The organism is Brevibacillus massiliensis, assembly GCF_000311785.1.
GTDB classification, from domain to species: domain Bacteria; phylum Bacillota; class Bacilli; order Brevibacillales; family Brevibacillaceae; genus Brevibacillus_C; species Brevibacillus_C massiliensis.
This window is the reverse complement of record NZ_HE978538.1, coordinates 18474-39111: the sequence shown is the minus strand read 5'-3', so window position 1 is coordinate 39111 and position 20638 is coordinate 18474. Positions and strand designations below refer to the sequence as shown.

General features: G+C 47.4%; 17 protein-coding genes. 1 reads left to right on the top strand and 16 read right to left on the bottom strand.

Annotation, left to right across the window (positions count from 1 at the left end):
- Nucleotides 1-5: 5 nt before the first annotated feature.
- The 8 genes from HGBM_RS09425 to HGBM_RS09390 all read right to left on the bottom strand — a co-directional run bounded on the left by HGBM_RS09425 (nucleotide 6) and on the right by HGBM_RS09390 (nucleotide 8845).
- On the bottom strand, nucleotides 6-971 hold the full coding sequence (locus HGBM_RS09425) for an ABC transporter ATP-binding protein (RefSeq protein ID WP_019120853.1): 966 nt from the start codon (nucleotides 969-971) through the stop codon (nucleotides 6-8).
- A 16-nt stretch (nucleotides 972-987) separates the two neighbouring features.
- Entirely contained in the window at nucleotides 988-1866 is an 879-nt protein-coding gene (locus tag HGBM_RS09420; protein ID WP_019120852.1) for an ABC transporter permease subunit, read from the bottom strand.
- Between the two features lie 12 nt (nucleotides 1867-1878).
- Nucleotides 1879-2883, bottom strand: a complete 1005-nt coding sequence (locus HGBM_RS09415; protein ID WP_019120851.1) for an ABC transporter permease — start codon at nucleotides 2881-2883, stop codon at nucleotides 1879-1881.
- A 24-nt stretch (nucleotides 2884-2907) separates the two neighbouring features.
- A complete protein-coding gene (locus tag HGBM_RS09410) occupies nucleotides 2908-4518 on the bottom strand; it encodes an ABC transporter substrate-binding protein (protein WP_019120850.1) in 1611 nt (536 codons plus the stop codon).
- A 78-nt stretch (nucleotides 4519-4596) separates the two neighbouring features.
- Nucleotides 4597-5295: a M15 family metallopeptidase gene (locus tag HGBM_RS09405; protein ID WP_019120849.1), complete on the bottom strand. Its 699-nt coding sequence runs from the start codon at nucleotides 5293-5295 to the stop codon at nucleotides 4597-4599.
- A 150-nt stretch (nucleotides 5296-5445) separates the two neighbouring features.
- On the bottom strand, nucleotides 5446-6786 hold the full coding sequence (gene pepF / locus HGBM_RS27115) for an oligoendopeptidase F (protein WP_245552936.1): 1341 nt from the start codon (nucleotides 6784-6786) through the stop codon (nucleotides 5446-5448).
- Between the two features lie 909 nt (nucleotides 6787-7695).
- A complete protein-coding gene (locus tag HGBM_RS27110) occupies nucleotides 7696-7950 on the bottom strand; it encodes a DUF951 domain-containing protein (RefSeq protein ID WP_051029643.1) in 255 nt (84 codons plus the stop codon).
- Nucleotides 7951-7966: 16 nt separating this feature from the next.
- On the bottom strand, nucleotides 7967-8845 hold the full coding sequence (locus tag HGBM_RS09390; RefSeq protein ID WP_019120846.1) for a mechanosensitive ion channel family protein: 879 nt from the start codon (nucleotides 8843-8845) through the stop codon (nucleotides 7967-7969).
- A gap of 398 nt (nucleotides 8846-9243) precedes the next feature.
- Between HGBM_RS09390 and yyaC the strand changes: the two genes are divergently transcribed.
- Nucleotides 9244-9870, top strand: a complete 627-nt coding sequence (gene yyaC, locus HGBM_RS09385) for a spore protease YyaC (RefSeq protein WP_019120845.1) — start codon at nucleotides 9244-9246, stop codon at nucleotides 9868-9870.
- Here the strand turns inward: yyaC and HGBM_RS09380 are convergent.
- The 8 genes from HGBM_RS09380 to mnmE form a co-directional block, all read right to left on the bottom strand.
- On the bottom strand, nucleotides 9860-10570 hold the full coding sequence (locus tag HGBM_RS09380; RefSeq protein ID WP_019120844.1) for a DUF554 domain-containing protein: 711 nt from the start codon (nucleotides 10568-10570) through the stop codon (nucleotides 9860-9862). The genes yyaC and HGBM_RS09380 overlap by 11 nt on opposite strands.
- A 210-nt stretch (nucleotides 10571-10780) precedes the next feature.
- Nucleotides 10781-11947: an aminotransferase class V-fold PLP-dependent enzyme gene (locus HGBM_RS09370; protein WP_019120842.1), complete on the bottom strand. Its 1167-nt coding sequence runs from the start codon at nucleotides 11945-11947 to the stop codon at nucleotides 10781-10783.
- Between the two features lie 23 nt (nucleotides 11948-11970).
- On the bottom strand, nucleotides 11971-12810 hold the full coding sequence (locus HGBM_RS09365) for a ParB/RepB/Spo0J family partition protein (RefSeq protein WP_019120841.1): 840 nt from the start codon (nucleotides 12808-12810) through the stop codon (nucleotides 11971-11973).
- Nucleotides 12807-13565: a ParA family protein gene (locus HGBM_RS09360; protein ID WP_026074294.1), complete on the bottom strand. Its 759-nt coding sequence runs from the start codon at nucleotides 13563-13565 to the stop codon at nucleotides 12807-12809. The genes HGBM_RS09365 and HGBM_RS09360 overlap by 4 nt, the downstream gene beginning before the upstream one ends.
- An 808-nt stretch (nucleotides 13566-14373) precedes the next feature.
- On the bottom strand, nucleotides 14374-15222 hold the full coding sequence (noc, locus tag HGBM_RS09350; RefSeq protein WP_019120838.1) for a nucleoid occlusion protein: 849 nt from the start codon (nucleotides 15220-15222) through the stop codon (nucleotides 14374-14376).
- Nucleotides 15223-16292: 1070 nt separating this feature from the next.
- Nucleotides 16293-17009: a 16S rRNA (guanine(527)-N(7))-methyltransferase RsmG gene (gene rsmG / locus HGBM_RS09345; protein ID WP_019120837.1), complete on the bottom strand. Its 717-nt coding sequence runs from the start codon at nucleotides 17007-17009 to the stop codon at nucleotides 16293-16295.
- A 13-nt stretch (nucleotides 17010-17022) separates the two neighbouring features.
- The gene (mnmG, locus tag HGBM_RS09340) at nucleotides 17023-18924 is read right to left on the bottom strand and encodes a tRNA uridine-5-carboxymethylaminomethyl(34) synthesis enzyme MnmG (RefSeq protein ID WP_019120836.1); all 1902 of its coding nucleotides are present in this window, start codon (nucleotides 18922-18924) and stop codon (nucleotides 17023-17025) included.
- A gap of 11 nt (nucleotides 18925-18935) precedes the next feature.
- Nucleotides 18936-20312, bottom strand: coding sequence for a tRNA uridine-5-carboxymethylaminomethyl(34) synthesis GTPase MnmE (mnmE, locus tag HGBM_RS09335; RefSeq protein WP_019120835.1), 1377 nt, complete (start codon nucleotides 20310-20312; stop codon nucleotides 18936-18938).
- Nucleotides 20313-20638 lie beyond the last annotated feature (326 nt).

Here is a 20638-nt window from a genome sequence, read left to right as displayed (position 1 = left end):
TTGTATCACCTTACCCAGCAAGCTGCTTTATGGGATTTTGCCTGTCCCTCGCCCACCGGCTCCAATACGGGAGGTTCCTGGTGGCAGAGCGGTATGACCGACGAACAGCGGGATGCGAATATACAACCCTGCGGACGAGCGCGAAGGTTGGGAACCTCACCGGGTATTGCCTGCAGCGGTTCGGCAGGATCGGCCCGGTCGGGAAGCGCGCCGATTAAAGCCCGCGTATAAGGATGGGACGGGCTGTTGAGTACATGTGCCGTTTCTCCTGTCTCCACTACTTCCCCGGCATACATGACGACGATTCGCCTGCAAAGCTGGGCGACTACCCCCAGGTCGTGAGTGATCAGCATGATGGACGTACCGCGTTTTTCCGACAGTTCTTTCATCAGTTTCAAAATTTCATGCTGAATCGTCACGTCAAGGGCGGTCGTCGGTTCGTCGGCGATCAGCAAATCAGGCGGCGCAGCCATCGCCAGGGCAATCACGACCCGCTGGCGCATCCCCCCGCTCAGTTCAAACGGATACTTCCTCGCAACCAGCTCCGGATTCCGAATATGCACTTCGTCCAAGCTGGCGACGGCCAATTGATACGCCGCTTTTTTAGGGATACGGCGATGACGGCTGATTACCTCGGCCAACTGATTTCCTACCCTCATCGTCGGGTGCAGCGCAGTCATCGGCTCTTGAAATACCATGCCAATCTGCTTGCCGCGCAGGGCTTGCCGCCGTTTTTTATCAAATGTGAGGACATTCTCGCCTTGATAGAGAATCTGGCCGCTGGCCACTTTCGCATTCTTGTCAAGCAATCCCAGTATCGTCAAGGCGGTCACCGACTTGCCGGAGCCGGATTCTCCGACTACGCCGACGATTTCCCCCCTGTCAATCGAAAAGGAGATGTGACTGAGCGCTGTTATTTTGTCTTGCATCGAAGAAAATTCTACGGTCACGTCACGTATCTCAAGCAGCATAGCAGTTTTCCTCCTGTTATCGGTTGACCTTCGGGTCGAGGATATCCCGGATGCCGTCGCCGATCAGGTTGAATCCGCACGACGCCAGGAACAGGGCAAAGCCGGGAAAAGTCGGATACCACCAATAGTCAATCAAATACTTCCACCCGATGCTGATCATCGCTCCCCACTCCGGTGTCGGCGGCTGGGCGCCCAAGCCGAGAAAGCCCAATGTCGCGACTAATAACACGGCATCGCCGATATCCAGGGTGACCTGGATGACAACCGGTGAGATCGCATTGGGGATGATGTGCCGGGCAATGATTCGCCACGGCGGGATGCCGAAGGTAAGCGCTGCTTTGACGTACAGTTTCTCGCGCAAAGCCAGCGTCTCCGCCCGGGCCAGCCGGACATAAACCGGAATCTTTACGATCGCAATGGCAATCATCGCATTTTGCAAATTGGGCCCCAATGTGGCAGCCAGGGCCATCGCCAGCACCAGTGAGGGAAACGCGAGAATAATATCCATCAAGCGCATGATCACTTGATCGATTTTTCCGCCGAAATACCCGGAAATCGCGCCGACGACGCTGCCGATCAAACCGGCCGACAAGACGACGGCAACCCCGACGCCAAGAGAAAGCCGGGCACCGTAGATGATGCGGGTAAATATGTCCCTCCCGACTTCATCGGTTCCAAACCAGTGCTTGGCCGACGGCGGCGAGAAGCGCTCTGTGATGTTGATCTTCGTCGGGTCATAACTGGTGATCAACGGTGCCAGGACAGATACCAATAGGAAGAAAAGCAGGATGCAGAGTCCAAAGATGGTCAGCGGATTTTTATGAAACTTATACCATAAGGGGTTGACGGTCCGCTCGGTCGGGATGTCCGTTTGCGCTTTCGCTTGTATCGACATGTGCTCTTCCCCCTATTCCTTAATCTGCGGGTCCAGGACGTAATAGGTCAGGTCGACCAGCAGGTTGATGAGCACATACCCAACGGCAATCACGAACGTAAAGCCCATGATGGAGGGAAAATCGAGATAAGCGATCGAATCCACCACGTATTTTCCCATTCCCGGCCAGCCGAATATCGTCTCTGTCACGATCGCCCCGCCAAGCAGCGCGCCAAAGGAAAGCCCGACAACCGTAATGGTCGGGATCAGCGCATTCCGCAGCGCGTATCGGAACAGCAATACCGCCCCGCTGATTCCGTTTGCCATGGCGGTGCGAATGTACTCTTGCCCCAATACCTCCAGCATGCTCGCTCTCACTTGTCTCGTGACCATCGCCAGTTGGGCGAAGGAAAGGACGAATGCCGGCAGGATCAGGTGCCACAAGCTGTTTTTAAAAGCAGCCCAGTTCCCGGTAAACAAGCTGTCGAGCAGGTAGAGCCCGGTGATTCTCGTCGGCGGAGGAATGTGCAAATCGATCCTGCCGCCCGATGGCAGCCAGCCGAGCAGCTTGTAAAAGACCAGAATGCCGATCAAGCCGCTCCAAAAAACAGGTGTTGATACCCCGGCAATGGAGAACAGCCGCCCGCCGTGGTCCACCATTGTGTCTTTTTTCACCGCAGCCAACACCCCGATGGGTATCCCGATCGCCAAGGCAATCACGAAGGCAGACAAAGCCAGTTCCAACGTAGCGGGGAAAAATGCAACCAGATCATCCATTACAGGTTTTTGTGTGCGGATGGACTTGCCAAAGTCACCTGCAAAAAGCCCTTTCATATAGGTGAAATATTGGACCCAGACCGGTTGGTCCAGGCCCAGTTGACGGCGAACTTCTTGCAGTGTTTCCTCATCGGCCCGCTGGCCGACCATCATTCGCGCCGGATCGCCGGGAATAACATGAGACATGAAAAACGTCAACAGTGTTACCCCAAATAGAACAAACACGAGCAGCGAGAGGCGTTTTACGATGATTTGCTTCATGAGGGAAACACTCCTCTATCAGTCTTATTTCGACATCTCGGCCAGGTTGTAAATTCCCTCCAGCATCGGGTTGTAGACAAAGCCTTTTACATTTTTGCTCACGGGCAGCAAGAAATCTTTCTGATACAGGTAGATGTACGGCGCCTCTTCGATGACGATCTTTTGCGCTTCTTGATACAGCTTGGTGCGTTCTTGCTGATCGTTAATTGACGTTGCCTTGCGGATCATTTGATCTACCTGGTCATTTTTATAGAAGGCGCGGTTGCCGGCCAATCCGAAGTTATTCGAGTCAAACCAGTAGTTCATAAACATGTACGGATCGCCAAAGTCCGGACTCCAGACCCCCAGACACAGATCGAACTCGCCTTTGTCGATCATCTCACGCATGGTGGCATACGCTACCTTTTGCAAGTTAAGCTTAACGCCAATGTCCGCCATGAAAGCCTGCAGGGTCAGCGCCTCTGTCTCCCACCACGGCTTGTTGTCGGAGTAGAGCAGGTTTAGCGTCAGATTGGCTGCTCCTGCCTCGCCGAGCAGGGATTTTGCCTTGTCGACGTCATGCCTGTATTGGAAAGCTGTTTCATCGTGTCCCCAAAGTCCCTTCGGAATCGGCCCTTGCATTTGTGTTGCATAGCCCTCTTGCACGGCTTGGGTCAACGCCTCGTAATCGACAGCGTAGCTGAGCGCCTGGCGAACCTTTGGATCTTTCAGGGCGGGATTGCCTTTGGACGAATTGATGTACACGTAGTCGACGAACAGGCTCGGCTCTTGCAGAACGTCTATATTTGCAGAATCTTTCAACGCTTTCAACTGCTCTACCGGGATTCCTTCCGCGATGTCGATGTCGCCCTTTTCCAATTCAAGCCGCTGTGCCGTAGGATCGGGAATAATCTTGAAGTAGACCGTTTTGATCGCAGGCTGGACGGGTGAGTTGGGATTGACAGTCAATTTGATGTACTCGCCTTTCTTCCATTCATCCAGTTGATACGGCCCGCTTCCCATCGTATGGTCGGCCAGGAATGCTTGTCCCAGATCTCCGCCCTGCTCCTTTTCCATCACTTTCGGATTGACGATGCCCCCGTAGTTGGCGGCCAGGGTTGAGAGAAACGGCGGGAAGTTTTCAGATAGGACGAAGGTGACCGTGTAGGGATCCTCCGCTTTGACCTCCTTGATGACGCTGTACGTTTCAGCCGGCCCGTTCTTGATTTTCAGCGTGCGTTCAAAGGTAAACTTCACTGCCTCTGCTGTCACTTCTGTTCCATCGGCAAACTTGTTCCCCTCTTGCAAGTGGAAGGTCCAGGTCAAACCGTCGTCGCTGAGCTTCCATTCCTTGGCCAATCCGGGTTTAACCACTGTTGTTGCGCCGTCGTATTCCACCAAGCGCTGATAGGCGGGATAGGTGATTTTCCATGCGCTGTTATCCATCGTGACAGCAGGATCAAGCGTGCCTTGGTCGGCGCTGATCGCCACCATAAGCGTATCGCTTGGCGTTTTCTGTGTCGTTTGCTCGGCTGGTTGTTCAGTCGGACTCGGCTCTGGCGCAGGTTGACTTGTCGTGGAACTGCTGCAAGCAGCCAGTACAAAAGATGAAACCATGCATACAACAAACAGCAAGCTGTACCATCTTCTCTTCATCATGCAACCCCCCCGTTTTAAATATTTTTTATATTATTTAATATATTGCAATAATATGAATTATTCAACTCATTGATTTTATGAAGAGAGAGTTAATACTCCTTGATAGATGGCTGTCTGCTGCTTTATCTTCGCCCACGGGGGGTTTCCGTAATCAAAATGCCACCATTCTTTGTGGTAATTGGTAAATCCGACTCCTGTCAGCAGATGATAGAGCCAGCGGCGGTTTTTTCGGATCGCTTCACCTTGTTCGTCGATATCTACAGCTTCTTCGTAATACCGGGTCATGGCTTTTGAAGTAAAGTCGTCAAACGATGTTCCCATCTCAATCCAGCCATCCGGCCCGGATATCGTCAAATCTACCGCCCCGCCTGTCAGATGCGGTGAAGGCTTCTTCGGGTCTTCCGAAGGCAAAGCCACGAATTTCGTCAATTCTTCTTTCAGTTCGATTCCTTCGGTCCATCCCTTTCTCATTAATTCATGCTTAAAACGGTTGTAGATGGATGTTTGCAGCTTGTAGGATCTCCAGCCGTCAAGGACGACAAAACAGTAGCCATCCGGCAGCTGTTCTGCCGCTTTCAGGAGCAGTCCTGCTGCGCCCTCGCGAAGGAAACAATCAGGCAAAGCCCCTTCATATCCGTGATGGTAATAGTACGGATAAACCTTGATTTTTTCCGACAGGCACGAAAGTGATACAATCTTTTCTCCGCATTCGACAATAGGCGGCGTCACTATCGCATCTGTTGTCGGTTCCAATGGTATAGCGTAATCCAACACGATCCGTCATCTCCAATTGCAGATTTATCCTTTATGCTTACTTGAAAGGTTTGTTTTTAGTAAACTCCAATTATTTTTAATTTACTGTATTTTCATATTAGATTCAAGAGAGCAGTGTCCCTAAAATGGAAGGGATCTGCTCTCGCTTCCCTACTTTTCGTTTAACAGCCGCTCCCACTCATCCAAGGTTTCGGCAAATACCTGGATCGCCTGCTCTAGCGGTTTGGACGTTGACATATCGACGCCGGCTGCTTTTAGCACATCCAGCGGCGCAGCCGAATTTCCCGCCTCCAATAACGAGTGACGAATGCGTTGGACAGCCGGGTCCCCCTCGGTGAGAATTTGCTTGGCCAAAGCGGTTGAGGCGGCAAAGCTGGTCGCGTATTGATAGACGTAAAATCCCTTGTAAAAATGCGGGATGCGCGCCCACTCCATGGCGATTTCCTCGTCTGAGACAGTCCCTTTCCCGTAATACTTCTTGTTTAACTCCAGGTACAGCGACTTGAGTGACTCGGCCGTGAGGGGCTCACCTGCTGCTTCTTTTTCGTGGATCAGTTTCTCAAATTCGGCAAATTGCGTTTGGCGAAACAGTGTGGTCCGAAAATTTTCGAGGTATTGGCTTAGCAGATACATTTTTTCCTGTTTCGTCTTGGCATTTGCATACATGCTTTTAAACAACAGCGTTTCATTTAACGTAGATGCGACTTCTGCAGTAAAAATGGGGTACCCGGATGAAATATACGGCTGCTTTTTATTCGTGTAGTAGGATTGCATGGCGTGCCCCAATTCGTGTGCAATCGTCGATACATCGTTGCGCGTTCCTTGATAATTGAGCAGAACATAAGGATGGGTATCATACCCCCCCCATTGGTAGGCCCCGGAGTGTTTGTCAGGCGTCGAGTAAACATCGATCCAGCCGTTTTGAAAGCCTTCTGCCAGGATTTTGACGTATTCACCCCCCCACGGTTTTAAACCGGCCAATACCATTTCCTTTGCCTGATCATAGGGAATATAGCGATTCTCGTTTTCCACAGCCGGTGTATAGATGTCGTACATATGCAGTTCTTTGACACCCAATGCCCGCTTCTTCAGCTCGAGATAACGATGCAGCAGCGGAAGGTTTTGATTTACCGTTTGGATTAACTGATCGTACACCTTTACCGGAATGTTGTTGGCCGTAAGACTAGCCACCAGCGCTGTTGGGTAGTGCCTGGCATCGGCATAAAAATGATGGGCCTTCACTTCCCCAACCAGAGTTTGGGCAAATGTATCGCGGAAGTGATCCAATGTGTGGTAATAAGCCTGAAAGGCAGCCTTGCGCACAGTCCGGTTTTTGCTTTCCATAAACCGAATGAAATTTGCTGGAGTCAGCTGAACTTCTTTTCCGTTCTCGTCGGTTATTTTGGGCAGTTTCACGTCTTTTGACAGCATCGCATATACGTTTTCCGAGGTTTCGGACACGGGAGATAATCTTGCCAGCATCTGTTCCATCTCTTTTGACAGCGTATGAGACTTTGTCCGTAAAATATCCGCGAGAAAAAAACTTGAACTGTGCAAATTCGTTCATCCCCAGTATTTTTTTCATCTCGGTTTCAGGAATGGCTACAATCTCCGGCACAAGCCAAGACGTACGCTCTGCCAAACCGACGTTGACCTTCTCCGCCTGATCCAACTGTTCCTGACGTTTATCGTTTGCCATATTCACATCAAGCGCCAGCTTGGCATATACGTACGCCTTGTCGTTTTTCCTCAAGAGGTTGCTGTAATCATTCAAAGCCTGCAGCAGGAGCTGCGGCGAACTTGCCAGCTTTCCTTGGTACTTGCTTTGAAATTGCCTTGCTTCCCGCTCTACTGTTTTTAAATCCTGTTCCCATGCTGATTTGTTTGGGTAAATGTCACGCAGATTCCATTTGTATTTGTCGGGAATTTCCGCTCTTGATCCATATGAAACGGCCAGCGCGTTAAACGGGATACATACAGTCATGGCCAGCACAGCCGCGGCAACGGCCGGGATTATTTTTTTGATCATCTTCTCACTCCCTTCGCTTCCTATATTTCGCCATTACAGCACAGCTTATACCAACATGATCCATCGACGAGTAGCTTCGGTCCGCCGCCCGCGTCAAAGCATACCCCTGTTGATTCCCACAAAGGATACGAATTGTGGATAAAATTGTGGATTGTCTTTTTTTATTCGATTCTGAAATCAATCGAAAGCTGAACAGATCAAGCTTTTTCACCAAAAAAGTTATCCACAACAAGAAGGCACATCTTGTGAATAACCCTTTCTGTTTGCTATCAACATGTCTATATCTCACCCTGTTCTTGCTGATCTATCCACAGAAAAAAGGATGCCGCCAAATAGCTGCATCCTCTTGTGAATAAACGTAAATTGCCTGCTTATCCATCTGGTTGGTTGTTCTTCTGGTGTTGTCTGTTTTGTTTTGATGTCTCCGGATTTGAATTTGCAGGAATCAATACTTTTTTCATCTTCCGCTCAAATTCTAATCGTGGGATCATTACGCTGTGCTGGCATCCTGTACACTTGATCCGGATGTCCATCCCCATTCGGATTATCTTCCAGGCATTCGTCCCGCACGGGTGCGGTTTCTTCATTTGAACGACGTCTCCCAACTCAAACTGTTTTCGTTCCACCAACACGTCCCCCCTGCTACATCTTTTCCTTTTCTGAAGCCACATAAGTCACTTTTGGGTAAGGTATTTTGATCCCTCTCGCAATAAATTCGGTTTTTACCATCGCCCGAATCATACGAGCGACCGCGTACTGAGTAGTTGGTTTACATTCAGCCGTTATGCGGATGACTACATTTGAAGGACCCAGATCCTGGACGCCCAAAATTTGCGGTTCTTGCACAATATTTTCGTTTTCCTCGGCCGCTTTTTTTAGAACGTCCGCCAGCACCTTCTGCACTTCGTCGATATTCTCCTCATAAGTAACTGATACATCGACTACTGCCACAGAATTTTGCAAAGAAAAATTGGTTACTTCCTGGATCGAGCCGTTTGTAATAATATGGACTTCCCCAGTCCAGCTTTTGATTTTTGTAGTACGCAAGCCAATCTCTTGAACGGTTCCCGTATACGTATTGACAGTGACGTAATCTCCAACGGCAAATTGGTCTTCAAAAATGATAAAAAAGCCGGAAATGACGTCTTTCACCAAGCTTTGGGCCCCAAATCCAACCGCCAATCCCAGTACTCCTGCACTGACCAGCACCGGTCCCAAATCAATTCCCAATTGATCCAAAATCAACAACATCGCCAGGAAATAAATCAAATACCTCGTCGCATTGCTGGTCAACACCCGCAGCGTATCCAAACGTCTTTGCTCGAACTGCAGCTTTCCGTTCTCACGCCTGACAAATATTTTGTTAACCGCTGCTTGCGCTATCACCGCAACTATTTTTGTGACAATGACGATCAAAATGATCAAGACCAACCGTGTGGCGAGATTAATCCAAAGTTCCGGGTTTGCCAAATAATCGTAGGTGCGCTCAAACATCGACTCAAGCCATTTTGCTTTTTCCACAGGTTGCTCTCCTTTCCAACCAAATCCCCTCTCTTGTCTAGCGACAGTTGACACGACTCAGTTTTTCCAGATACGTACTGCCCTCGACAGTGCATGGCAGCGATCAATCCTAACCGTATGATAAAGTACATGCTTTCTTGCTGCCGCTGCCCTCATCATCATACGAATTCCCTATGAGTTCGTATCGGTCTCGATCTCCGGCAGATGCTTCCTCCAAAGAAAAGCTCCTCTCATCTGTGAAGGCCCCAATCAAGCAGGAGAAATGATTCGCCCTGTCTTCTGTCCAATAACCTTATTTTACTCATTTACCAGTAATGGCGCTAGTTGACGCTGCTCCACTAGTATAAGATTTCATTTTTGGTCATATACTATGAATACTTTACTTTGTGGAGGTTCCCATGAATCTTTTTGATGATTCTCCCCACTCTGCTTCCGTTTTTAAAATTGAATATAAGGACGAAAAAGCGGGCGAACGGTTATCTCACCACCTCATGCAGCGTTTTCTCAGCAAGCCGCTCAATCAAGAAATTGTCATTCTTTGCATTGGAACTGATCGTTCAACGGGTGATTCCCTTGGACCAATCGTTGGGACCAAACTTCAGTCATACAGTCCGAAATATTTACACATTTACGGTACGTTGGAAGACCCGGTCCATGCTGTCAATCTTGCCGACAAAATCGAGCATATTTCCCGGATCCACAAAGATTCATTGATCATAGCTGTTGATGCTTGTCTTGGCCAATTTAGCAATGTTGGCTCGATTCAAGTTGTCGATGGCCCGCTAAAGCCAGGAGCAGGTGTTAAAAAAGACTTGCCTGCCGTCGGAACCTTCCATATTACCGGCATTGTAAATGTAGGCGGTTTTATGGAGTACTTTGTCCTCCAAAATACGCGCCTGTATGTCGTTATGCAAATGGCAGAAGTGATCGCCTCAGGGCTTCATCACGCCAGTCATCAACTTCACCACAGGAATACTGCCGCGAGTCCCTATCCTTCTTTTTCTACTGAAATGCCTAGTGTGTAAGCCAATCTGCAATCGGAACACTGACCGCCGCAATAATCAGTGAAGGGAGCATATTCGCCACATTTATTTTCTTCATTTCTAAGATGTTGATTCCAATTCCTACGATTAACAACCCGCCAACGGCTGTAACTTCAGCCAGTATGGAATTCAACATATCACTGCCAATGAAATTGTAGATCTGCGTAGACAGAAGGGCAATTGCTCCCTGATACAAAAGAACAGGTATGGCAGCGAAAGCAACACCAATACCCATGGTTGAAGTAAAAATAACAGATGAAAATCCATCTAGCATCGCTTTCGTATATAAGATGTCATGATTGCCGCGCAGGCCGCTGTCCATCGCTCCTAGTACCGACATTGCTCCAATACAATAGACTAGCGTAGCATTGACAAATCCTGTGGCAATACTTCTCTCTCTATTTAGGTTTCCTGCCTTACGTTCCAGCCATAGGCCCGCCAAATTCAGGTAATGCTCGATTCGCATCATTTCCCCTAAAATGGAGCCAATAACCAGGCTAATAATGAGCAATAAAAAATTCTCCGTCTTGAAACTCATTTGCAAACCAAGAAAAACGACGGCTAATCCCAACCCCTGCATCACTGTCTTTCGAATCCCATCAGGAATTCTAGGGAGAAATTTTCCTAATAAGGCTCCTGCGATAATTGCGGCAGCGTTTACGAAAGTTCCTATTAGAATCAAGCTTTACCCTCCGCTCTGCTCGAAAAAAAAGCTTCACAATGGAAGCCCTTTTGTAGATGTTGTCGAGTCCATCTTTACATACAGGCAGCTGTCCATCCAAGCTCAGGTTGCCGCCCTGGAAGTTATCTTGTCTTATCAGGTAAAAAAGCTCCAATTTTGGATTCATCGAAGGAAATGTCCAGATAATCTCCCGCCAACCAAAGCCATATCTTACGCTTCCCCTGCTGCATAAGCTGCAGATATCTCCTCGATAGCCTGGATTAATTTTTGAGCATCTTCCTCCGTATTAAACATTCCAAAACTTGCGCGAATAGCCCCCCTTTTTTCCGTCCCGACAGCTTGGTGCCCTAATGGTGAGCAGTGATATCCTGATCGGGTCGCGATGCCGTATTCTTGATCGAGAATGAATGAAACCTCTGTAGCGTCTACTCCCTTGATATTAAATGACACAACTCCCACGCGCTCTACGTCTATATCAGGGCCGTAGATTTCCACTCCACTTATCTCTTTTAGACCATCCATTGTTCTTTTTGCCAGTTTCCACTCATGCTGAAAAATTTGTTCCGTGCCTTTTTCCAAAACAAATGTAACCCCAGCTAACAAACCTGCCAATCCTACTGTATTTACTGTACCGCTTTCATATCGATCTGGTCTCGCTACAGGCTGGTCCACCGATTCTGACTGACTTCCTGTCCCGCCATGGATGAGCGGCTCTAGGTCAATCGTGTTTCGAACGTATAAACCGCCTGTTCCCTGAGGTCCATACAGTCCTTTATGACCTGGAAAAGCAAGCATATCTATTCCCATCTTTTCTACATCAATCGGCACCACACCTGCTGTTTGCGATGCGTCTACTAAAAATGAAATGTTTCGTTTACCAGCTTCCGAACCAATCTCCTCTATCGGTAAAATGACGCCTGTGACATTTGAAGCATGGCTGACAACAATCAATTTTGTTGAGGGGCGAATTTCTTTTACAAAATCCGCAGTGTAGAATAATTGATCCTCTCTTGGCTGCACATAGGATATTTGAACCCCTTTTGTCCGTCGTAAATACTCCAGCGGCCTACGTACAGAGTTGTGTTCGATAAATGACGTGACAACGTGATCACCTGGCTGCAGAAACCCTTTAATAGCCTGATTTAAGGCTTGAGTAGCATTCATGTAAAAAAAGAGGTCATTCGGGTTCGTAATCCCAAATAACCGTGACAGCTGCGCACGGGTTTGGAACAGTACTTTTCCGGCTCTCATCGCCAAAGTATGCCCCCCCCTGCCAGGGTTAGCAGCATAGTCTTCAATTACCTCCGCCATAGCCAACTTTACTTCAGGTGGTTTTGGCCAAGATGATGCAGCGTTATCCAGATAAGTGATAGGCATGCTTTTTCCCCCACCTCTTTATTTTACTTATCAAGCAACTCTAAAATCCGTTCTAAATCATCATTCGAATAGAATTCAATTTCAATCCGCCCTTTTTTGCTTCCCGTTTTAATTTGAACAGAAGTGCCAAATCTCGACCGCAGCCTCTCTTCCATTTGAACGATAATCGGCTCTCTTTTCGGTACCTTTTTTACTTTTGTTTCACGTGAAACAGTAAGCTGTTTTACAAGCCCTTCCAACTGCCGAACACTTAGATCGTTTTTAACCACTTCATTTGCCAACTGCAATTGCAGCTTGTCATTTTCAACGGCTAATAGGGCTCGAGCATGCCCCATCGTAAGGGCGGATGAAGATACCAACGCTCTGATTCCATCCGGGAGTTGCAGCAGACGCAGGATGTTAGCGACATGTGGCCGACTTTTCCCTACCTTTTGTGCTAGTGCCTCTTGGGTTAATGAACAATGATCAATTAACTTTTGGTACGCTTCCGCTTCTTCCAGCGGATTGAGGTTATCACGCTGAAGATTCTCTATCAAAGCAATTTCCATTAGTTGCAAATCGGTATAAACTTTCTCAACTACCGGTACCTTTTTTAAACCGGCATCCTTTGCCGCCCGCAGCCGCCGCTCCCCGGCAACTAATTCAAATCCTTTGATACTTTTGCGCACCACGAGCGGTTGTATAATGCCATGCTCTTTGATTGATTCCGTCAATTCTTTTAACGTATGCGGATCAAATTCCTTTCGCGGCTGATACGGATTCGGACGAATCTGATTGACGGCTACTTCTTTAATTTGCTCGCTTTCTTCCATATGATTGTCGCTGAATAAAGCCTCTAATCCTTTACCCAATCGTTTACTCATATTCCGACCACTTCCTTCGCGAGGTCAGTGTATACTTCGGCTCCTCTTGAACGTGGATCGTAACTAATGATAGCTTGTCCGTGGGATGGTGCTTCACTTAAACGGACATTACGGGGAATAATGGTCCGGTATACCTTGTCCTGAAAGTACTTTTTCACCTCTTCGATAACTTGAATTCCCAGATTGGTTCTGGCATCCAGCATGGTCAATAGGACACCTTCTATAGCCAGTTGATTATTCAAGTGCTTTTGGACAAGGCGAATTGTATTTAACAATTGACTTAACCCCTCCAAAGCATAATATTCACATTGAATAGGTATCAACACCGAATCTGAAGCAGTTAGAGAGTTGACAGTGAGAATCCCCAATGAAGGCGGACAATCGATAATCACATAATCGTATTTATCTTTTATAACCTCTAAAGCCCTTTTTAGTCGAACCTCACGAGAAATCGTAGGAACCAACTCAATTTCGGCACCCGCCAATTGAATTGTTGCCGGAATAATTTGTAAACCTTCTATCTCTGTAGGTAACGTCGCATCTATCGGACTAATATCATTAATTAACACATCGTAAATACAATATCGCACATCTGCCTTGTTGATGCCCAGTCCGCTTGTTGCATTCCCTTGCGGATCAATATCAACTATCAGTACCTGTTTACCCAAAGCGGCCAAGCATGCACTCAAATTAACGGCTGTTGTAGTCTTGCCTACTCCGCCCTTTTGATTGGCCACCGTAATTACCTTTCCCAACATCTCACCCCATTTTACAATCCTGCTTATCCTCGAGGGTATTCGTAGGATTTTCTTAGAATGAACTTCGTTTATTTTTGCGTATCACAATAAACCTTATCGATTTTTACTGGATTGGAAAAGTCCTCTAGTGAAGGATGGACTGCAGCTACTTCGAATTTTTTGTGGACATGATCCGCTTTCCAGTATTGTTTATGACAATGAAGTTGGTTCTGGGTCAGAACAACTATGCAGAACCCTGGATCAATCACAAACTCTTTCTGCTCACCCTCCATTCAATCTCTGGTTTCCTCTCACGCTACTTTCATCTTACCCCAATTATTTTTAAAAAAGTAGATTGAAATTACGGGAACTCTCTTTCAGAATACCAAATCATAGCGGTATGTAAAAAATTTTCTTTTGACCTCGTTCTAACGATCCTTAAAGCTGCTTTTTAGCGACACTTCCCGGTGTCTTAGGAATTGATTGTCATTGGTGTATAAGCAAATATAGAGAGAAAATTGTGGTGTAATCAGATATTTTCGCTAAGGAGATCCAATTCTTTTAGATGTATGCCAACCTTTGCTGACAGTTCGTTGAAACGCTTCTCGTCAGTTACAGGTGGGTTACTTATGGATGTATCCATTGGATACACTGAACCCAAAATGTCCTCATAAAGAAGTCTGAGGACATTTTCATTAGACTTTTTCCGATTAGCTTTCTCAGAAGTTATTACGCAATCAAATTACCGAATGCTTCCACCTATGGACAAAAAGAAAACGGCTGTCAGCGCCGCTGGTATATAGAAAAATATCACAATTAAAACCAATTATTGCTCCCGCTTTTTGGGAATACGTATGGTAAATTGATAAAACTCTTCGTGATCCTCTTCATCTGTCTCCACAGATAAACCCGTCTCGAGCACCATGTTAATTGACTGTCGAACCGTATTTATGGCAATTCTGGTGTCGCGTGAAAAAGCCTTCCACTTTGGCTTTTTCTCTTTTTCCACTTGCGGTTCCTGGGCTGCTTCCAACAGCTGTTTGACGCGAGCCTCTGTCTGTTTTACGTTCCAATCCCGGTTAAGGATTTCATGAAGTGTCTTTACCTGTAATTCAGAATCTTTTAAAGGTATGAGTGCACGGGCATGACGTTCCGTAATTTTTCTTGACAAGAGCGCATCTTGAATCTCCCGGGGTAAATGCAGCAGCCTTAATTTATTGGCTATCGTTGACTGACCTTTTCCCAGTCGTTGTGCCAAGCTTTCTTGTGTCAAATTGTGAATATCGATTAATTTTTGATAGGCAACTGCTTCTTCAATGGCAGTAAGACCTTCCCGCTGAAGATTTTCGATCAAAGCGATAGAAGCTGTTTGGGCATCATTGAATTCTTTGACGATCGCCGGAATCCGTTCCATGCCCAACTTTTTTGACGCTCGGAGTCTTCGTTCTCCGGCAATTAATTCAAATCGTTCATCGCGTATACGAACAACGATTGGCTGGATAAGCCCATGAGTACGGATGGTTTGGCACAACTCGTCAATTTTGTCATCGTCAAAAACCGTTCGGGGCTGATACGGGTTCGGGACGATCTCGTCAACCGGTATCTGACGTATCTCCTCGTTCTCCGTCTTGTCCGAAAATCCGAACAACCGTGAAAACTGATCCTTTACTGCCATGCCGAATCCCCCACTTTTCTAACAATACCTTATAAGAAAAGCTTCTATTGAAGCCCTTTCGATGATGTTGGTTAATCCTTCTTTAGAGGAAGTTTTCATTCTGGATAAGGAAGCCATCTTTGGACGTGTCCCCTTCTTATCCTGTAGAAAAGCCTTTATTGCACCTATTAGAAGATTTCATCCTCTTCTACGTAAGCAGCTTAAAACAAAGGGAAGCTCCTCCATAATAGTCAAATCAAGCAAGCCGTTTTCCCTGTATTTTCGGTTACCAACGCTTTGCTCTAAATTATAAGCTTTGCCATGTGTGCCATTCCAAAAGCTGCTCTCTCCAGCACGTCATATTACAAGCAAACGGCACCTGATTCAACTTAATCGCTTTTCACTGACGCGATCATGCGCAAGCCCTCTATCCTTCGGCAGAAAGTTTCCAGCCCAAAAATCGTCAGTAACTTCATAAAAGCTTACTAATTGCCTTGCTGTCTCGACTCCTCTTCCAGCCAGTTGAAGGCGTACTTCCCGCGACCAAATCAATTTCATTGTTAGCTTTGCCGTACAACATAAACTTGCCTGGATAAAATGACAATACGCATCGTTTCCATCAGGCCATTGCAGTTTTTAAAACGCTTCAGCACCTATTAGACCAAGCCCCCGACGGGGTACTTTCGCTGACCTGGTTACCTGCACAACACTACGGGTCCTGCCATAAGCATTCTCCGTAAGGTAACCGATACTGACTAAAATCTGTCGGGTTCTCTCCGTTAAAACAGCCGATATTTTATGAACATTCGCTCCGAAACATCCTATTTTTACATGAGTTATTTCCTAAAATATTCTTCACTCCATCGAGCAAATCCTGCTTTTAACGGGAAGATTGTTCACACCAGCTTCGACGTTTCACGTGAAACAAATAATAAGAAAAGCTTCTAAAGAAGCCCTTTCGAAGAAGCTGGTTCTTCCTTAGCAGATGCTTTTCTTGCTGTATCAGGATGCTGGTTCACGGAAGTTTATACTTTCTGATACAGTCAAATAGAAGGACTGCTCCACATGGAACAGCCTCGCAGCAAATCAAACTACAAAATGGGTTTTTTTACTGGAGTTCCTGCTTTTCGCGGGTACGTTTTCGGTGTGGGGTCAATCTTATCGATTACAATGATGTTTCGTTCACCCGCCTCATCAGGTAAATGTAATGTCTCCACTTTTTTGGTTTTTCCCCCTAAAGCCTTTATCGCTTTTTTAGCCTCTTGAAGCTCAAATGAAATATCCGGGCCTTTCATAGCGATAAAGTGACCGCCAACCTTCACAAAAGGCAAGCAGAATTCAGCTAGAACGTTGAGTCGGGCAACAGCACGAGCGGTTGCCAAGTCGTATGACTCACGAAATGCTTTGTCCTGACCGAAATCTTCTGCTCTTCCATGTAGTGGCTGAACATGTGTAAGTCCTAACTCCCGGGAGAGGTTTTCCAAAAATGAAATTCTCTTCTGCAAGGAATCAACGATCGTCACCTGTAAATGAGGAAAACAAATTTTTAATGGAATACTGGGGAATCCTGCCCCAGCGCCAATATCAACCACTGTGTTTATCTCTGCAAACGGAAAGGAGAATGCGGCCGATACCGAATCATAAAAATGCTTGGTATACACCGCATTTTCCTCCGTAATGGCGGTAAGATTCATCTTTTCATTCCACTCGACCAGCAAGCGGTAGTACAAGTCGAATTGAGCCAATTGTTCAGCCGTTAACACGATCCCGTTTTCCGACAGGCGTTCTGCAAATTGTTCCTTTCCCATGCCTGCCCCCTCTTTACTCAGCTGTTTTCACAGGTACTCGATTGTAATGTTCAAGATAGATCATCAGGACGGAAATGTCAGCTGGATTTACACCAGGGATCCGCGAAGCTTGACCGATGTTTAACGGACGCACCTTGCTCATGTTTTCCCGAGCTTCTTTTGACATACCCGTGATGTCGTTAAAATTAATCTCCTCAGGAATCCGCTTCTCTTCTACCTTCTTCATTCTTTCCACTTGTTGCAGCGATTTTCGGATGTACCCGTCGTATTTTATTTGAATTTCTACTTGTTCTGCTACATCCGCAGGTACAGGTTCAGCCGGCGGGGCCATTTGGGCAATGTGCGCATAAAGAACCTCTGGTCTCCGCAGAAGCTGAGCCAATTCCATCACTTCTGTCAATTCCGGTGAACCGATTTGTCTTAAAACAGCCTGAACTTTTTCGTTGTCAGGACGCACCCGCGTGTTGAAAATCCGCTGCTTCTCCTGTTCGATCATCTCCCGCTTCTGCACAAAAGCCTTGTAGCGTTTTTCACTGATCAAGCCAATCTCGTAACCAATGTCAGTCAACCGGAGGTCGGCATTATCGTGACGCAATAAAAGGCGATACTCCGCCCGGGAGGTGAGCAAACGATAAGGCTCATTCACTCCCTTTGTCACCAGGTCATCAATTAAAACTCCAATGTAGGAGATATCCCGACTGAGAATAACTGGCTCTTTACCCTGGATTTTGCGGGCCGCATTGATCCCGGCCATCAACCCTTGAGCGGCTGCTTCCTCATAGCCCGAAGTTCCATTGATTTGTCCAGCGGTAAATAATCCAGGAATCCGTTTGGTCTCCAAAGTGGGCCAAAGCTGTGTCGGCTGGATCGCGTCATATTCAATCGCATAACCCGGACGCATCATCTCTACCTTTTCCATCCCTGCCAATGTTCGCAGCATGGAAAGCTGCACATCTTCCGGAAGGCTGGTAGACATTCCTTGCACGTACATCTCTTCCGTATGACGTCCCTCCGGCTCCAGGAACACCTGGTGACGCGGTTTGTCGTTAAAACGGACCACCTTGTCCTCTATGGAAGGGCAATACCTGGGTCCCGCCCCTTCAATAATCCCGGAAAACATCGGTGCGCGATGCAAGTTGTCGTTGATGATCCCATGTGTTTCACTGCTGGTATAAGTCAACCAGCAGGGGAGTTGATCCGTGATAAATTCAGTCGTTTCGTATGAAAATGCTCGCGGCTCCGCATCCCCTGGCTGAATCTCCATTTTGTCGAAATCAATGCTTCCCTTTAGCACCCGTGGCGGTGTGCCTGTTTTAAACCGGACGATGTCAAACCCTAATTCCTTTAAATTCTGCGCAAGACGGATGGACGGGCGCATGTTGTTCGGACCGCTTTCATACTGCAAATCGCCGAGGATGATTTTCCCCCGCAGATAGGTCCCGGTAGTCAGTACAACCGCCTTCGCCTTATAGCGTGCTCCTGTCTGAGTCATGACCCCTTCACATACTCCGTTGTTCACAATCAGTTCGTCAACCATCGCTTGCCGCAGGATCAAGTTAGGGGTATTTTCTATGGTCCGCTTCATCTCTTGCTGGTATAAGACCTTGTCAGCCTGTGCCCGCAGAGCATGAACAGCCGGTCCTTTACCCGTGTTCAACATCCGCATTTGAATATGGGTTTTATCAATGTTTTTGGCCATTTCACCGCCCAAGGCATCGATTTCCCGAACAACGTGCCCTTTTGCCGGTCCGCCAATTGAAGGGTTGCAAGGCATAAACGCCACCGCATCCAGGTTAATGGTCAAAAGCAGCGTGCTGCACCCCATTCTCGCCGCGGCTAACGCTGCCTCACATCCGGCATGTCCGGCGCCGATGACGATGACATCGTACTCTCCAGCTTCATACGTAACACTCATGTTGTTTCCTCCTATTTGCCCAGACAAAACTGGGAGAATATCTGATCGAGCAAATCCTCTCCAGCGCTTTCTCCAATTACCTCGCCAAGCAGCTCCCATGCGCGCTTGATGTCAATCTGAACCATATCGATCGGCATCTGTTCTTCGATTCCCCTAATGGCGTCCTGGACCGTTTGCTCTGCTTGCCGAAGTAAATGAATGTGGCGGGCATTGCTTACATAGGTAAGGTCTTCCTGCCCGGCGCGGCCGGTAAAGAATATATGGGCAATCGCTTCCTCCAGTTGATCGATGCCCGTCTCTTGTTTGGCGGATGTCATCACCAGCGGCTGCTGCGGAAAATGTTTCTTTACCTCATCCAGGTCCAAGTGTTGGGGCAGATCTGTTTTATTGACAATAACGATTACGTTCAAGCCCTGCACCGCTTCAAAAATAGCGTAATCTTCCGAAGTCAGCGGCTCGTTGTAGTTTAGCACGAGCAGCACAAGATCAGCTTGCTGCAAAATCCGCCGGGATTTTTCCACTCCGATCTTTTCGACAATATCTTCCGTCTCCCGAATTCCGGCTGTATCGATTAAATGGAGCGGAACACCGCGAACATTTACATACTCCTCTATCACATCCCGGGTTGTACCGGCAACGTCTGTTACGATCGCCTTTTCCTCCTGCACCAGGCTGTTCAACAACGACGATTTCCCGACATTAGGCTTCCCTACGATCGCGGTAGACAAGCCCTCGCGGAGAATCTTCCCTTGTTTTGCTGTTTGCAGTAAACGGTGAATTTCTGACTGCACTTCCTCGCATTTGCCGAGCAGAAAGTTGTGTGTCACAGCTTCCACATCGTGTTCCGGATAATCCAGGGTCACTTCGATATGAGCCATCGCCTCCAGCAAATGCTGCCTGAGGGCCCGGATCAATCTTGACAGCTTTCCTTCCACTTGTGAAAAAGCTACCTTCATCGCCCGATCTGTCTTTGAACGGATAAAATCCATAACAGCCTCTGCTTGAGCCAGATCAATCCGACCGTTGAGAAACGCCCGCTTGGTAAACTCACCTGGTTCCGCCAAACGTGCACCGGCATTCAATATCAGCTCCAATACCCGTTGAACCGACATCAGGCCGCCATGGCAGCTCACCTCGACTACATCCTCTCGGGTGAAGGTCTTCGGTGCCTTCATCACCGATACCAATACTTCTTCGATGACCTCGTCGGTTTCCGGATCGATTATCTTGCCATAATGGATCGTATGCGTATCCACAGTGGATAACTTATGTTTTCCTCTATATATTTTGTCCACAATCTCTATGGATTGCGAACCGCTGACGCGTATAACAGCAATACTGCCCTCTCCCATTGGGGTAGCAATTGCTGCGATGGTATCCATCTCCACTCTTTTTTCACCTCAAAATAAGAAAAGCTTCAATTGAAGCCTTCTCGAAGAAGTAGTCAAGTCCTTCTTTAGAGAATGCCGCCTCAGGGAAGGGATCCTTTCTTATCCTGTAAGAAAAACTTCTTCCCGCTGCACTTCCTAAATAATTAGGATATCACAGTTATCTCACAAAAAACAGGGAAGAGAACAGCTTCCTGCACCTTCAAGATTCGCTCCCCGCTGTTATCCACAGTATGTTCGTATTCCTTATCAGCAAAACCTATCTACAGCATAGAATCTGCAAACCCCATTCACGCTTCCGGCCACCGAACATAAGCAAAAAAAAA

Excerpts from the sequence above, each read along its gene's own strand:
- yyaC (WP_019120845.1), top strand. The coding sequence starts at position 9,244 with ATGAATCTTTTTGATGATTCTCCCCACTCTGCTTCCGTTTTTAAAATT.
- HGBM_RS09425 (WP_019120853.1), bottom strand. The coding sequence starts at position 971 with ATGCTGCTTGAGATACGTGACGTGACCGTAGAATTTTCTTCGATGCAA.
- HGBM_RS09415 (WP_019120851.1), bottom strand. The coding sequence starts at position 2,883 with ATGAAGCAAATCATCGTAAAACGCCTCTCGCTGCTCGTGTTTGTTCTA.
- pepF (WP_245552936.1), bottom strand. The coding sequence starts at position 6,786 with ATGGAACAGATGCTGGCAAGATTATCTCCCGTGTCCGAAACCTCGGAA.
- HGBM_RS09410 (WP_019120850.1), bottom strand. The coding sequence starts at position 4,518 with ATGAAGAGAAGATGGTACAGCTTGCTGTTTGTTGTATGCATGGTTTCA.
- rsmG (WP_019120837.1), bottom strand. The coding sequence starts at position 17,009 with ATGGGAAAGGAACAATTTGCAGAACGCCTGTCGGAAAACGGGATCGTG.
- noc (WP_019120838.1), bottom strand. The coding sequence starts at position 15,222 with ATGGCAGTAAAGGATCAGTTTTCACGGTTGTTCGGATTTTCGGACAAG.
- HGBM_RS09370 (WP_019120842.1), bottom strand. The coding sequence starts at position 11,947 with ATGCCTATCACTTATCTGGATAACGCTGCATCATCTTGGCCAAAACCA.
- HGBM_RS09365 (WP_019120841.1), bottom strand. The coding sequence starts at position 12,810 with ATGAGTAAACGATTGGGTAAAGGATTAGAGGCTTTATTCAGCGACAAT.
- HGBM_RS09420 (WP_019120852.1), bottom strand. The coding sequence starts at position 1,866 with ATGTCGATACAAGCGAAAGCGCAAACGGACATCCCGACCGAGCGGACC.
- mnmG (WP_019120836.1), bottom strand. The coding sequence starts at position 18,924 with ATGAGTGTTACGTATGAAGCTGGAGAGTACGATGTCATCGTCATCGGC.